11 protein-coding genes are annotated in these 14,607 nt (G+C 63.7%); 3 read left to right on the top strand and 8 right to left on the bottom strand.

The genetic code is table 11. The features are described from left to right. The first annotated feature begins 18 nt into the window (after positions 1 to 18). Positions 19 to 690 (top strand): GntR family transcriptional regulator, encoded by a 672-nt coding sequence (locus V3H56_RS11930; protein ID WP_042732403.1) that lies wholly within the window; start codon positions 19 to 21, stop codon positions 688 to 690. A gap of 677 nt (positions 691 to 1,367) precedes the next feature. On the opposite strand, the gene V3H56_RS11925 is transcribed toward V3H56_RS11930, so the two are convergent. The 4 genes from V3H56_RS11925 to V3H56_RS11910 all read right to left on the bottom strand — a co-directional run bounded on the left by V3H56_RS11925 (position 1,368) and on the right by V3H56_RS11910 (position 7,505). Continuing rightward, complete coding sequence (locus V3H56_RS11925; RefSeq protein ID WP_338474679.1) at positions 1,368 to 2,717, bottom strand: TolC family outer membrane protein; 1,350 nt, start codon at positions 2,715 to 2,717, stop codon at positions 1,368 to 1,370. A gap of 2 nt (positions 2,718 to 2,719) precedes the next feature. Beyond that, positions 2,720 to 4,090, bottom strand: a complete 1,371-nt coding sequence (locus V3H56_RS11920; RefSeq protein ID WP_123578097.1) for an HlyD family type I secretion periplasmic adaptor subunit — start codon at positions 4,088 to 4,090, stop codon at positions 2,720 to 2,722. Continuing rightward, positions 4,083 to 5,804 (bottom strand): type I secretion system permease/ATPase, encoded by a 1,722-nt coding sequence (locus tag V3H56_RS11915; protein WP_123578096.1) that lies wholly within the window; start codon positions 5,802 to 5,804, stop codon positions 4,083 to 4,085. Before V3H56_RS11915 ends, V3H56_RS11920 begins: the two co-directional genes overlap by 8 nt. A gap of 300 nt (positions 5,805 to 6,104) precedes the next feature. After that, positions 6,105 to 7,505, bottom strand: coding sequence for an amino acid permease (locus V3H56_RS11910; RefSeq protein ID WP_042730258.1), 1,401 nt, complete (start codon positions 7,503 to 7,505; stop codon positions 6,105 to 6,107). A 378-nt stretch (positions 7,506 to 7,883) separates the two neighbouring features. Here V3H56_RS11910 and V3H56_RS11905 point away from each other — a divergent pair, with 378 nt between their 5' ends. Beyond that, positions 7,884 to 8,495: a TetR/AcrR family transcriptional regulator gene (locus V3H56_RS11905; RefSeq protein ID WP_123578095.1), complete on the top strand. Its 612-nt coding sequence runs from the start codon at positions 7,884 to 7,886 to the stop codon at positions 8,493 to 8,495. 46 nt (positions 8,496 to 8,541) lie between these two features. Here the strand turns inward: V3H56_RS11905 and V3H56_RS11900 are convergent, their stop codons facing one another. From V3H56_RS11900 to V3H56_RS11890, 3 genes are all read right to left on the bottom strand, one after another. After that, positions 8,542 to 9,645 (bottom strand): polyamine ABC transporter substrate-binding protein, encoded by a 1,104-nt coding sequence (locus tag V3H56_RS11900; protein WP_042730256.1) that lies wholly within the window; start codon positions 9,643 to 9,645, stop codon positions 8,542 to 8,544. 38 nt (positions 9,646 to 9,683) lie between these two features. Next, positions 9,684 to 11,018, bottom strand: a complete 1,335-nt coding sequence (locus tag V3H56_RS11895; RefSeq protein WP_123578094.1) for an alginate export family protein — start codon at positions 11,016 to 11,018, stop codon at positions 9,684 to 9,686. Positions 11,019 to 11,135: 117 nt separating this feature from the next. Further along, positions 11,136 to 12,401 (bottom strand): serine hydrolase domain-containing protein, encoded by a 1,266-nt coding sequence (locus V3H56_RS11890; RefSeq protein ID WP_123578093.1) that lies wholly within the window; start codon positions 12,399 to 12,401, stop codon positions 11,136 to 11,138. A 288-nt stretch (positions 12,402 to 12,689) separates the two neighbouring features. Between V3H56_RS11890 and V3H56_RS11885 the strand changes: the two genes are divergently transcribed. Then, positions 12,690 to 13,793, top strand: coding sequence for a sigma-54 dependent transcriptional regulator (locus V3H56_RS11885; protein ID WP_123578092.1), 1,104 nt, complete (start codon positions 12,690 to 12,692; stop codon positions 13,791 to 13,793). On the opposite strand, the gene V3H56_RS11880 is transcribed toward V3H56_RS11885, so the two are convergent. Next, entirely contained in the window at positions 13,785 to 14,582 is a 798-nt protein-coding gene (locus V3H56_RS11880) for an ABC transporter ATP-binding protein (protein WP_123578091.1), read from the bottom strand. The two genes, V3H56_RS11885 and V3H56_RS11880, sit on opposite strands and share 9 nt — an antisense overlap. Positions 14,583 to 14,607 lie beyond the last annotated feature (25 nt).

Genomic DNA, 14,607 nt, shown 5'->3' with positions numbered 1-14,607 from the left:
ACCAGCCGACCTGCCGCCGTGACCTTATCCAAGTTCAACCTGCCTGATCTGGGCAACACCCCCACCACTTCGGAAATCATCACCCGTCACCTGCGCGATGCCATCGTGGCCGGGCATTTTGCCGAAGACGAGCCGATTCGCCAGGACGACATCGCCCGGCAGTTCAACGTCAGCAAGATCCCCGTACGCGAAGCCCTCAAGCGCCTGGAGGCCGAGGGCCTGGTGATGTTCCAGCGCAATCGCGGGGCGATGGTCACGCGCATCTCCGAGGCGGAACTGGCGCAGATGTTCGAGGTACGCATGTTACTGGAGGACAAGGTGCTGCGCCTGGCGATCCCGAACATGACCGAAGACACCTTCGCCCGCGCGGACAGTATTTGCCGGGAGTTCATCGGCGAGGACGATGTGGGCCGCTGGGCCGAGCTGAACTGGCAATTGCATGCCTGTCTCTACGAACCGGCACAACGGCCGTTCCTGGTGGGGCTGATCCGTTCGGTCCACGACAAACTGGAGCGCTACCTGCGCATGCAGATGAGCCTGTCGGCCGGCAAGGACCGCGCCGACCACGAGCATCGGGAAATCCTCGACGCCTGCCGCGCCGGCGATGTCGAACGGGCGGTGAAACTCCTGGACGAACACATCGCCGGCGTCTGCAAGACCTTGTTCGAGTTCCTGCCTTCCAGCCATTGACGACCGGGGGCATCCCCCGGCGCTTTTGTGGGAGCGAGCTTGCTCGCGAAGACGGCGGCACATCCAATCTCATCGTCACTGACCCACCGCTTTCGCGAGCAAGCTCGCTCCCACAGGGATAGTGGATTTCACGCACATACCGGGTATCCCCCCGGCGCTTTTGTGGGAGCGAGCTTGCTCGCGAAGACGGCGGCACATCCAATCTCACCGTCACAGACCCACCGCTTTCGCGAGCAAGCTCGCTCCCACAGGGATAGTGGATTTCACGCACATACCGGGCATCCTCCCGGCGCTTTTGTGGGAGCGAGCTTGCTCGCGAAGACGGCGGCACATCCAAATTCACCATCATTGACCCACCGCTTTCGCGAGCAAGCTCGCTCCCACAGGGATAGTGGATTCCACACAAATACTGGGCAGCCCCCAGCGCTTTTGTGGGAGCGGGCTTGTTCGCGAAGACGGCGGCACATCCAATCTCACCGTCACTGACCCACCGCTTTCGCGAGCAAGCTCGCTCCCACAGGGATAGTGGATTTCACGCACATACCGGGCATCCTCCCGGCGCTTTTGTGGGAGCGAGCTTGCTCGCGAAGACGGCGGCACATCCAATCTCACCGTCACAGACCCACCGCTTTCGCGAGCAAGCCCGCTCCCACACAGAGCTGGGGTTCCCGCGATGTTTAGAACAGGTTCTGCACCTGTTCCAGCACGGCGCGGTTCATCTGGCCAGTGTGGGTGTGCAGGCTGACGTAGCTTTGCAGCATGTCGAGCTTGGTATTGAGCAGGTCTCGACGGGCCTGGAACACCCGTTGCTGGGCGTCGAGGATGTCCACGGTGGAACGCACGCCGCCCTGGAAGCCTTTTTCCGTCGAGGTCAGCGCACGCTGATTGGACTCCACCGCCCGCTGCATCGCCTTGCTCTTGGCAAACCCCGCCACGACGCCCAGGTAGTCGGTCTCGATGTCCTCGGCCAGTTGCTGGCGTTGCACGTCGTAGTCGGACTGGGCCCCGGCCAGTTGCGCCTCGGCCTTGGCCACCGACGCACGCACCGCGCCGCCACGGTACAACGGGATGTCCAGTTGCACGCCGACGTAATAAGTGTCCTGGCGCGGGTCGAGTTCCTGGTATTGGCGGGTTTCCCGGCGGGTCAGTTGAGTGGTCAGGGACAAGGTCGGGTAGTGCCCGGCGCGCTGGCTGTCGGCCTGGGCCTCGGCGACCTTGACCGCCGCCAGCCGCGCGGCCAACTCGGGGCTGGCGTCGCGGGCGATCGCCGTCCAGTAGGGCAAGTCCTGCTCTGGTGGAATCGGGTTGGCGGTGGCCAGTTCCTCGCGCATGGGCTGGATGTCCTCGATCGGTACACTGGTGCGCCCGGACAATGCCCGCAGCGCCGCCACCCGGCGCGCCTGGGCTTCGGCCTCCTGGGCATCGACCAGGTCGAGCCGCGCCTGGGCCTCATCGATATCGGTGATCGCGCCCTGGCCGCCCTGATAGAGTTTCTTGCTCTGAATGACCAGGCCGTTGATCGCCGCCTTCTGCTGGGCGATCAACTTGATTTCGTTTTCGGCCCGAGCCACGTCGAAGTAGCCCTTGGCGACACGGTCATACAAGGTCTGGCCGGCAACGTCGAACACCTGTACGCCCAATTGCCCCCGCGCCTTGCCCTCCTGGTACGCCGCCCAGCGCCCCTTGTCATAGAGCGGCTGCTGCGCCGCCAGGGTGACGCTGTTCGCCTGGTAGTCGTTACTGTTGACATAGCTGCGGTCATCGCCGCCATCGGTACGGCCGCCGTAGCCATAACGTGAACTCAACGACACCTGCGGATAGAGCCCGCCCCGGCCGATCGCCTCTTCGTTCCGAGAAGCATCGAAAGCATGGGCGGCCGATTGCACGGTCGGGTCGTTGAGCCGCGAGGCGTCGTACGCAGCGGTCAGGCTCAAGCCCCCTTCGGCCGCCCAGGCGGGGCCGATCACCGCCCAACTGGTGCACAGGCCCAGCAACATCCGGGCGCGGTAACGGTGACGGTCGGTCATGCTCATTCCTCCTTGAAGGCCGCCAGCAAGCGTTCGCGCAAAGGCTTCATCAGGTAGTTCATCAAGGTGCGCTCCCCCGTCACCACCGTCACGTCGGCGAGCATGCCCGGGCGGACCAACAGCCCGGCACCCTGCAACGCTGCGACGGTCTCGGCGGGGATCTCGACCTTGGCGGAAAAATACGGCTGGTGGGTCTGTTCGTTGATCAACTGATCCGCTGAAACCGTCGTCACCGTGCCGGTGACCGTCGGCGTGTCGACCCGTTGCAGCGCGGTGAAGTGCACATGCACCGGCAGCCCGGGCCGCAGCTTGTTGGCCATCAACGGTTCGAAACGCGCAGTGATCGCCATGGGTGCGTCCAGTGGAACCACCTGCATCAAGGTCTGCCCCGCTTGCGCCACGCCGCCGACGGTATGAATGTTCACGTCCATGACTTGCCCGGACACCGGCGCGCGGATCGCCCCGTTGTCGACTTCGAACTGCAAGGCGCGAATCTGATCGGCATAGCCTGCGGCTTCGGCCGAGACTTCGCTGAGCTGGGTTTCGGCGTCCCGACGAAACTCCTGCTGCGCCTGCAAGGCCTTGAGCCGGCTTTCGTTGATGGCCTGGCGCGTCCTGCCGACGTCGCCGACGCCCGAGGCGATCTGCCCGGCCAGTTGCGCCGCGTTGCGCTCAGCCTCGAAGAGTTTGTTGCGCGGCACGTAGCCCTCCCGCGCCAGGTCACGCAGCCCTTCGAGCTCCTGCTGCTGGAAACGCATCTGCGCGTCGTAGTTGCGCTTCACGCCTTCGTAGCCCAGCAACTGCTGCTGCAACGCCGCGGCCTCGTGCTCGATGATCTGCAAGCGGCTGCCCAGCTCGGCGCGCCGGGTCAGGAACAGTTGGCTCTGCAACGCCATGGACGCCTTGACCCGTGGCTCGTCGGCACGCGCCAGCAGCTCCGGCGGCCATTGGATCTCGGCATTGCCCAGGCGCTCGGCAATCAGCCGTGCCTCGACGCTGCGATCGTTGAGCAACTTGCCCAGGGTTACGTCCAGTTGCGACTGTGCCTGCACGGTGTTGAGCTGCACCAGCAACTGCCCTTGGGTGACGCGGTCGCCGTCGCTGACCAGCAGTTTCTCCACCACCCCGCCGACCAGCGACTGCACCGCCTTGCGCTCGCCCGCCACCACCACGGTGCCGCTGCCCACCACGCCCTGGTCGAGCGGCGCCAGGCAGGCCCAGAGCAGGAAGCCGCCCAGGGCGAGCACCAGGAAACCGACACCATAGCGCGCCGCGCCACGGGCATCGGTGCTGGCGGTGGGCAGCGTCGAGCTGCTGCGAACACTCACCCCGTGCTCGCTGTAGGTGTGCGCTCCCGGCGTCAGATCACGCATCTTTGCCTGCCTCCCTCACCGCGGCCGGCCTCGGGCCCGGCATCAACGCCTTGAGAACCCGGTCCCGAGGGCCGAACGCCTGTTGCGTGCCGTCCTTGAGCACCAGGATGTGATCGACCACCGCCAGCACGTTCGGCCGGTGGGTGATCAGCACCACCGTGCTGCCCGCCGCCTTGAGCGCGTTGATGGCCTGCACCAGCGCCAGTTCGCCGGCTTCATCGAGGTTGGAATTGGGTTCATCGAGCACGATCAGCGACGGCCGCCCATAGAGCGCGCGGGCCAGCCCGAGGCGCTGTTTCTGCCCGCCGGACAAGCCCAGCCCACCAGGGCCCAGCGGCGTGTCGTAGCCCTTGGGAAAACGCAGGATCATCTCGTGGATCCCGGCCAGGCGTCCGGCGGCGATGATCTTGTCCGCGTCCTGTTCGCCGAAGCGGGCGATGTTGTCGGCCACGCTGCCGTCGAACAGTTCGATGTCCTGGGGCAGGTAGCCCAGGTGCGGGCCCAGGGCGTCGTGGGTCCACTGGCTGATCTCGGCGTCGTCCAGGCGCACCGAGCCGCCCATGGCCGGCCAGACCCCAACCAGTGCCCTGGCGAGGGTCGATTTACCGCTGGCGCTGGGTCCGACAACGGCCAGCACGTCCCCTTTGGCCAGGCTGAACTGGATGCCCCGCAGAATCGGCTGCGTGGCACCCGGCGTACCGACGTACAGTTGCTCAAGGCGCACCGCGCCGCTGGGGGGCGGCAACGGCATGCGCAGGCGTTCGCGCGGATGCTGGGCCAACAACTGGCTCAAGCGCTGGTAGCTCTGGCGCCCGGCGTTGAATTGCTTCCACGAACCGATGGCGATTTCCACCGGCGCCAGGGCCCGTCCCAGCAACAGCGACATCGCGATCATCATGCCTGCCGACAACTGCCCTTCCAGCACCAGCAGCGCGCCCAGCCCCAATGACAACGACTGGCCCGAGATGCGCACGAAACGCGTCGCCGAGGTGATGCGCGCACCGCGATCGCTGGCGTGGGCCTGGGCCGCAATGATGCGCTGCTGCAACAGGCTCCAGCGTTGGCGCAACGGCCCGAGCATGCCCAGGGCCTGGATCACTTCGGCGTTGTGCAAGGTGCTGTTGACGTAAACCGCCGATTGCACGCCCAACCGATTGGCTTCCCCCAGGCGCGTGCGCGTCGCCAGTTCCCCCCACAGCGCCAGGCCGACCAGCACCAGGGCGAGGATCAACGTCAACACGCCGAACCAGGGATGAAAGATGAACGCCACCAACAGGAAGATCGGCAGCCACGGCGCATCGAGCAAGGCGATCAGGCCCTGGCCGGTGATCAGTTGCCGCAGCGTGGCCAGGTCGGTGAGCACCTGGGCCGGGTTGGCGTTGTGCTCGCGCAGGCTGCGGGCGAAGGCCGCGTCGAAGATCCGCTCGCCGAGGGCGTCGTCGAGCCCGGCGCTCATGCGGATCATCACCTCCCCGCGCACCCACTCGATCAACGCACTGAACAGGAACAGGCCCAGGGCGATCAAGGTGAGCATGAACAGCGTGGTTTCGTTGCGACTGGTGAGCACCCGGTCGTACACCTGCATCATGTACAGGGACGGCACCAGCACCAGCAGGTTGATCACCCCACTGAACAGCGCAAGCGACCAGAACACCCGGCGATAGCTCAGTAAAGCGGCATCAATGTCATGACGCGGATCGAGAAGCAAACCCATAGAATGTCGCCCGCAAAAGAAAGAGTCGGTCCAAGACGCAATCCATCGCGCGCTTTCTGCCCGGAGGCATTGGAGAAAACACTCACGTCGCTTTCAGTGACGATCCTCGTCGCTACAGGCGCCAATAACTGACAACGCCGCTACCGGTTAGTGCCGGTTCGACAGGCTGGGTTTTTACAGTGGGTGACCAGCGGGAGGGTTGTGCTGCAAGCCAGGGTTTTCGGGGCCTCGAACGGGCCCCGGGTGTGGATTTCTTGGCGCCAGCAACGTGGCGCCAAGCGGGCGAAAAACGCCGCCGGACTATCCGAGGGAAGCGGCCCGTTCGGGCTGCGCATGCTGCCGGGAAGTCACCAGCCCGATGAACGAAATCACCAGCGCCAGCCCCAGGGTGGTGCTCACTTCACTGCGGTGTTCGGGCGTCACCATCATCACCGCCAGCGCCGCCGAGATGAACACGATCACCAGCCAGGTCAGCCACGGGAACAGCCACATGTGAAAAGCCAGCTCGACGTTCTGCCGATGCAGCATCCTGCGCATGCGCAGCTGGGAAATGGCAATTACCAGGTACACCAGCAATGCGATGGCGCCGGAGCTGGCGAGCAGGAACTGGAACAGCCCCGCCGGCATGAAGTAGCTGAACAAGGTGACCCCTGCCCCCAGCACAGTGCTGGCGATCACCGCCGAGCGCGGGACACCGGCCGCGGACGTCACTTTCAGCGCCTTCGGCGCATCACCGCGGCGCCCCAGGGAATACAGCATGCGTGAGGCGATGTAGATCGAGGAGTTCATGCAACTGGCCACGGCAATCAGCACCACCGCATCAACCATGAGCTTGGCGTGGGGAATGTTCATCAGTTCCAGCGCACGCTGGTAGGAGCCCACGGACGCCAGCAGCGGATCGTTCCAAGGCACCACGGAAATGACCACGAAGATCGACAGCAGGTAGAACACCCCGATTCGCCAGATCACCGACCGGGTCGCCTTGGCGATGTTCTGGGCCGGATCGTTGGACTCGGCCGCCGCGATGGTCACCGCCTCGGTGCCGATGAAGCTGAACATGATGGTGATGAAAGCACCGACCACCGCCGACAGGCCGTTGGGCGCGAACCCGCCGTGTTCTTCCATCAAGCGGCTCAGGCCGCTGGCTTCCCGCTCGGGGATCCAGCCCATCAACACGGCACCTCCCAGAGAAATGAAACCGATGATCGCCACCACCTTGGCCATCGCGAACCAGAACTCGAACTCCCCGTACTTGGCCACGCTGAACAGGTTGGTCACGGCCAACAGGACAATGGACGCCGAGGCAAACACCCAGGCGTCCACGGCCGGAAACCACTGGTTCAGGACATGCCCGGCGGCCAGCGCCTCGATCGGTATCACCAGCACCCAGAACCACCAGTAGAGCCAGCCGATGGTGAAGCCCGCCCAACGGCCGATGGCCTGGTCGGCGTAGGTGGAAAAGGATCCGGTGTCCGGGTTGGCCACCGCCATTTCACCCAGCATGCGCATGACAAGGACCACCAACAGCCCGGAAAACAAGTAAGCCAGCAAGACGGCCGGGCCGGCGGCGGCGATAGCGTGTCCGGAGCCGACGAACAGGCCCGCGCCGATGATCCCGGCGATGGACAGCATGGTGACGTGACGAGGCTTGAAGCCCTGCGCCAGATGGCCGTTCGAATCCTTGAAGCTGGGGCTGGTCATTTTCTTATTCTCTTTTGATCGGCATTGAGGCGTAGACAGGGATCAGTGGGTGACTGCCCCTCTTGAAGCGCTAACTTCCGGTTTTTCCTGGTCCCCCCTTTACGTATCTGTGTAACCGGATGGAATGACGCGTCACGTTACCTGCCTTGCCGACGGGAAAAATTACCTGAGCGCGCCGCGTCAGTGCCTGATCTCGCCACTGCCGGCCCCCCCTTCCAGAGCCGAACCAAAAGGCCAGTATTTGAAATGAGTGCTTCAAATATTTTATCCAGTTAAGTATTTTGCACAGGTATGCGGAAGCCCGCTCGCCCCCACCTTTGCGGCAGAGGGACGGTGGTGTGCGGCGGCCGCCTCTTCTCTCCCAGACAAGGACCTCCCGTGAGCGGACTGCGTGAACGCCAGAAAGCCGAACGACGGCAAGCCATCAGCAAAGCGGCCATCGAACTGTTCGAGCGCCAGGGCTACCAGGACACCACCATCGAACAGATCGCCAGCCAGGCCGGCGTCTCGGCGCCCACCGTGTTCAAGTACTTCGGCAACAAGCAGGAAATCATCCTGGAAATCCTCCACGAGGCCGACCAGCGCGCGCTCAAGGACACCCGCAGCCAGATCCCCGGGATTGAAGACCCGGTCGAGGCGATGTGTTACCTGGAGCGATTACTGACCGGGTACGCCCTGGAAGTCATGCACCCGAGCCTGTGGCGCGAACTGCTGCCGCTGATCCTGTTCGGGGGCGACAACGATTTGCCCGAAGGCTATCGCGCCATGAACGATGCGCTGCGAGCCGAAATCAGCGGCCTGCTCAGGGAGTTGCAAGCGGCCGGCAAGCTGCGCGCCGACCTCGACGTGGAACTGGCCGCCTTCCTGCTCAATGACTATTCGCACCTGCAACTGTATCGGCTGGTCAACCAGCAACAGCCGGATGTCGAGGCTCACTCCAGCCAGGTCCGGCGGATCACCGAGCTGCTGTTCCAAGGCATGCGGGCCTGATTAAGCCATGGAAAAGGCCCGGCGCCACGACGCCGGGCCAGCCTGCTCAGCGATTGCTCTTGATGGTGGTCCAGGTGCGCGTGCGGATCCGCTCGACGGCGGCCGGCACCGGCTCCAGGGCAAACAGCGTCTTGCGGGCTTCGTCCGGCACGTACATGGCGGGGTTGTTGCGGATCTCGGCATTTACCAGCGCGGTGGCATCCTTGTTGGGGTTGGGGTAGCCGATCTTGTTGCTGATCCGGGCAATCACGTCCGGGCGCAGGATGTAGTTGATGAAGGCGTAGGCCTCTTGGGTGTGAGGGGCATTGGTCGGCACCATCATCACGTCCGACCACACCGGCGCGCCCTCCTTCGGCAAGGCCATCTCGACCTTGACGCCCTTGCCCGCGGCATCGGCCAGTTGCTTGGCCAGGGCCACGCCGCCGGACCAGCCCACGGCGACGCACACATCACCGTTGGCCAGGTCCATGCCGTAGCGCGATGAACTGAAATAGTTGATGTAGGGGCGAATCTTCAGCATCGCGGCCTGGGCCTTCGGGTAGTCCTCGCGCTTCAGGCTATTGGGATCGAGGCCTTCGTAGTGCAAGGCGATCGGGATGATTTCGTTGGCGGCATCGAGAAAGCCCACGCCACAGCTGGCCAGCCTGGAGAGATTCTGCTCCTTGAAGATGATGTCCCAGCTGTTCATCTGCACATCGGCGCCCAGCGCCTTGCGCACCTTGTCGACGTTGTAGCCGATCAACGTGGTGCCCCAGAGGTACGGCACGGCGTAGCGGTTACCGGTGTCGCCCACCGCTTCGAGGGACTTCATGAACTCCGGGTCCAGGTGCTGCCAGTTGGGCAATTGGCTGCGGTCCAGTGGCTGGACGGCACCGGCGGCGATCAGGTGGCTGACGTTGGAGCTGCTCGGGTAGACCACGTCATACCCGGAGTTGCCGGTCAACAGCTTGGACTCCAGGGTCTCGACACTGTCGAATACGTCGTAGATCGGTCGAATACCGGTTTCTTCCTGGAAGCTCTTGAGGATTTCCGGCGGCAGGTACTCGATCCAGTTGTAGATCCGCACCGTGCGTTCGTCGGCCATCCCCGCGCCGCTGACCAACAATGAAATCAAACCGCCCAGCAAGGTGTTACGCAACGACTTGTACATGGGAAAAACTCCAGCGCGGCCGCGAAGGCTCGCGACACTTAATAGCGGTAGGTAAAGGACATTTCCAGCGCGCTGAATGTCTGGTCATCGCCAAACACCTGCTTGGCCGCGGCCATGGGCTTGACCCAGTTATAGGACAGCGACGTCACCAGCGCCCTGGACGGCGCCCAATCAAGGAAGACGACGCTCTCGTCGGCAAAACGCCGGTCATTGACGGCGGCCCCCATGTAGTTTTTTTCGTCCAGCCAGAACTGGTAGTGGATCGTTCCCAAGGTCAGCGTTTCGTTGAGGTGCGTCTTGAGGGAGAACTGCTGGACATTTTCATTGCTGTTGAACAGCAGGTAGTTGCCGACCACATCGCCCACCAGCCAGGTGCCCCAGTCGACATAACCCTTGCTGAGCGGGTCCCAGGACGCCTGACGGTTGTCGGCGAGGTTGTCGTCCCCGGAAAAGTGGGTGTAGCGATAGCCGATGATCGGGGTCAGCGGCACGTTTTCGAAGGCATAGTCGGCCTGGGCGTACCAGGCCTCGGCGTCATAGTCGACGCCTTCGCCGTGCCCGCGCTCTACGGCATATTCAGCGTTGAGCGTCAGCGCCGGCACGCCCGGCACCTTGGCGTTGAGCGCCCGGACGTTGTACACCTGCATGCCGTCGCGGCGCAGCGGCGTCGCGCCCTTGGGGCCCAGGGCATTGACCTTCATGGCCATGGCCCCGAGCGTCACCTGGTCGACGAGGTTGTAGTCGAGGTTGGCGCCGGTCATGCGGAAGTCGCCCAGGTCGCCGTCAGTGCGCAAGGAGAAAGCTTGGGTCTTCAATGCGCCATGGTCCCAGGCCAACAGCGCCGATTCCTTGAAGGCGGTTCTTGGCGCGAGCCAATAGGCGCCGTCCTTGAACTGGTCGAGGTCGCCGTCCATGACAATGAAACCGGTGCCGATCATGTAGTTTTGGCGCCCGGCCGTGAAGGTCCACTCCCCGGCGCGAAAACCGCCATAGAACTCTTCAGTGGAGACCTCGCCGTCGGAACGCCGTGTGAAGCCACCGGCGTCGCCGTCGCCCAGGGTCGTCGCCGCCACCAGCGAGCCCCCGGCCAACAGGCTGAAGTCGGGCTGCAAGGCATATTCGAGCTTGACGCCGGGCTTGAGGTAGAACTCTTGCCAATCGATTTTCGTGCCGTCGTTGCGGCGGCTGCGCAGATCGATCCGGCCCGCGCCGAAATTGACCTGGCGGGTCGAGAGGATGGCGCCGCCCGCCGTCAGGTTGGCCTCGCCCTTGAGGTTGCCGTCCTCGAACGTGTAGCCCGCCAGGACCGCTTGGGTGGTCAGGGGTAACCCGAACGCCAGCAACGTTCGGGACAAACGCATCATGGAAACCATTTGGAGCTCCTGTGTGATTATTGTTGTTACAGGGCAGTGAATGGCGGCGCAAAGCGTCGCCCAACACCTGGCCAGGCCAGGTGAATGGAACGCAGGTTTCTTATCGTCGGGCGCGGGTCAGTCGCGCAGTTGCGCGGCGATGGCTCGCAGCATGCGTACGCTGTCGGTGTCGAACGGGCCGATGGCGTCATCCAGCGAAGACTGCTTGACGATCACCACGCCGGAAGGTTTGTCGACAAACAGGTATTGGCCATGAATGCCACCGGCCATGATCGCCTGGCTGTGGTCGTTGAAGACGTACCACTGGCTGCGGTAGGACGCGCCGGGGGTCCAGGCGTGGAAGTCGGCTGACGTCGCATAGACCGCCGGGTCGGCACCGGCGGCGATGCGGGCCACCGTCTCGGCCGAGAGCAGTTGTCGTTCGCCCTGGCGGCCGTCGTTGGCCAGCAGGCGTCCGAAACGCGCCATGTCCCGCAACGTCGCGCTGAAACCGGCGCCGGCCACGCTGCGGCCCCACGGATCGGCCATGAAGTAGCCGTCGCGCTCGCAGCCCAACTGGCGCCATACGGTTTGCAGCAACTGGTGACAGGCCTTGCCACTGGCCCGCTCCATGACCCAGGCCAAGGCTTCGGTGGTCGCCGTCACGTAGCTGAAGAAGCCGCCGTGCTGGCCGCGCTTTTTCAGGGACGGCAGGAACTGATATAGCGACTCGAACTGCGCGTATTGCGCCGGCGCCGGCTGGAACCCGCAGGCATAGCCGTACTGGGAGCTCTCGGAATCCGGGTCTTCGTAGACTTCGCTGTAGTCGATACCCACCGCCATGTCGAACAACTGTCGCACGGTGGCATCGCCGAACGCGCTGCCCGCCAGCTCGGGCACGTAGAAGGCAGCGGGTAATGTCGGGTCCAGCACACCGTCGCACACCAGTTGCTCGCCCAAGGTGCCGACCAGCGACTTGGTCACCGAAAACATGACGTGCCGGTCCTCGGGGCGCTGCCCGTTGAAGTAGCGCTCATACAGCACCGTGTCGCCCTGCAGCACCAGGAAGGCGTCGGTCTGGCTGGCGACCAGGTGGTCGATCACGCTGATGCTCAAGCCGCATTCGCTGTCGAAGTGCAGCTTGTCCAGGGGCTGTGGCGCCTGCTTGAACTCACTGACCGGCCCGCTGCCCGCCTGCACGTCGATGGTGGGACGCAGGCGTGCCAGGTTGCGAAACCCCCACTGGTTGAACGGGGGTTGCATCCAGTTGTTCCAGGTGACGCGGTGGTGGGGTTCGGCGGGAAAGCCCTGCATGAGCAATGGCCCGTGGCGGGCGGCGTGCAAGGAAGATTCGTTGGCCTCGACGTAAAGGCTTGCCAAGGTTGGCAGGGTGTTCTGACTCATCGGGGTTGCCCCTGAACAGTGACTCTGCGTGAAAGCAGATGCAGGGAAATAATTATCCGATAATTTCTTTTAGTCAATAAATGTTTTTACAGACAATCTTCTTTGCAACGACCTGAGCGACACCGCGTCGCAGCGCGGCGATGGCTTTAAGTAAATAACCAAAAGTTATTTGTTAACAATTTCTTAGATCATTTAGATTAAACCTTAAGCCGAATGGCTCGCGGGGTGCTGCCATCAAGGAGTGTTGGTCCTCACCCGACCTCAATCTCATCAACGGGTGCCATCGTCATGCAACTCCTCACGCTCCCCCCCTCCCCCAGCCTGGCCACGTCGATCCGCGCAACGGCCCAGGTCTTCGAGGACCCCAGCTCTCGTGCCTTGCTGGCTCATTTGCAACAAGTCGCCCCCAGTGACGCCAGCGTGCTGATCATCGGCCAGACCGGCACCGGCAAAGAGTTGGTGGCCCGCCACGTGCACAACCTCAGCGCCCGCCGCGACAAGCCGTTCATTGCGGTCAACTGCGGGGCCTTTTCCGAAACGCTGGTCGAAGCCGAGCTGTTCGGGCACGAGAAAGGTGCCTTCACCGGCGCGCTGACCGCCAAGGCCGGCTGGTTCGAGGAAGCCGATGGCGGCACGCTGTTCCTCGATGAAATCGGTGACCTTCCGTTGCCCATCCAAGTCAAGTTGCTCCGTGTGCTGCAAGAGCGCGAGGTGGTACGCCTGGGTTCGCGCAAGAGCATCAGGATCAACGTGCGGGTGCTCGCGGCCACCAACGTGCAGCTGGAAAAAGCCATCAACGCCGGCCATTTTCGCGAAGACCTCTACTACCGCCTCAACGTGGTCACCCTGGTGCTCAAGCCGCTGCGCGAGCGGCCCGGCGACATCCTGCCGCTGATCCGCCATTTCATCGCCGAGTACAGCCGCAAGCTCGGCCTCGGCGACGTGACCCTGGACGCCCAGGCGCAGCGCAAACTGCTCGACTATTCCTGGCCAGGCAACATCCGTGAGCTGGAAAATGTCATCCATCACACCTTGCTGATCTGCCGTCACCGGGTGATCGGCGTGCAGGACCTGCATTTGTCGAACCTGCGCATCGAACGCCAGGACACCACCCAGGCGTGCCTGCCGCAAGACCCCGAGGCGCTGTTGCAAAGAGCCCTGGAAAAACTGCTCGAACAGGAACAGGGCGACTTGCATGAAAAGGTCGAAGCCGAGCTGTTGCGCGCCACCTACCGCTACGCCAACTGCAACCAGGTCCATACCGCGCAACTGTTGGGGCTCAGCCGCAATGTCACCCGCAGCCTGCTGATCAAGATCGGCGAACTGGTGGTCAACCGACGTCGCTCCCCACTCGACACCCGGGACGGCCAGGTGATCAACCTGTCAACCTGAAACCGCACCGGCACTCACAGCCTGGCGCCCCGCGCCACCGGTCCGCGCGCCCAGGTAGAAATCCTGGAGATCGCTGCGGGCCGCCAGTTGCCCGGCGCTGCCTTCGCTCACCACGCGACCGCTTTCCAGTACATAGCCGTAGTGCGCGTGACGCAGGGCAACGTTGATGTTCTGCTCGGCGACCAGGAAGCTGACGCCGTCATGCCGGTTGAGCTGGTGAATGATGGCGAAGATCTCCTCGACGACCTGCGGGGCCAGCCCCATCGACGGTTCGTCCAGCAAGACCAATCGCGGCTTGGCCATCAACGCGCGGCCGATGGCGATCATCTGTTGCTCGCCGCCGGAGGTGTAGCCGGCCAGGCTGTTGCGCCGCAGCTTCAAACGCGGGAAATGACCATAGACCCACTCCAGGTCGGCCAGCAACTGGCGCCGCGGAGCCTGGCGCGCCAGGGCACCGGCCAAAAGGTTTTCCTCCACGGTCAGTTGGGCAAAGCAATGCCGGCCCTCCAGCACCTGCACCAGGCCGTTCGCCGCCAGGGTGTGAGGGGCACTGTGGGTCACCTCCGCGCCCTGATAAACGATCCGTCCGCGCACCACTTCGCCCTTTTCGGCGCGTACTAGGTTGGACGCCGCCTTCAACGTGGTGCTCTTGCCTGCGCCATTGGCCCCCAACAGCACCACCACCTGCCCGGTCGGCACCGTCAGCGAGACGTTGCGCACCGCCAGGATGGTCTGTTCGTAGAGCACTTCAATGTCATCGATCTGCAGGATCGGCGTGTTGATCGTCATGGGGTTTCACCTCGTCCAGGGGCGA

Origin of the sequence: Pseudomonas sp. MS646 (genome assembly GCF_036693845.1) — a bacterium.
Lineage (GTDB): Bacteria > Pseudomonadota > Gammaproteobacteria > Pseudomonadales > Pseudomonadaceae > Aquipseudomonas > Aquipseudomonas chlororaphis_E.
The sequence above is the reverse complement of the archived record's forward strand: the minus strand, read 5'-3'. Positions and strand labels throughout refer to the sequence as shown.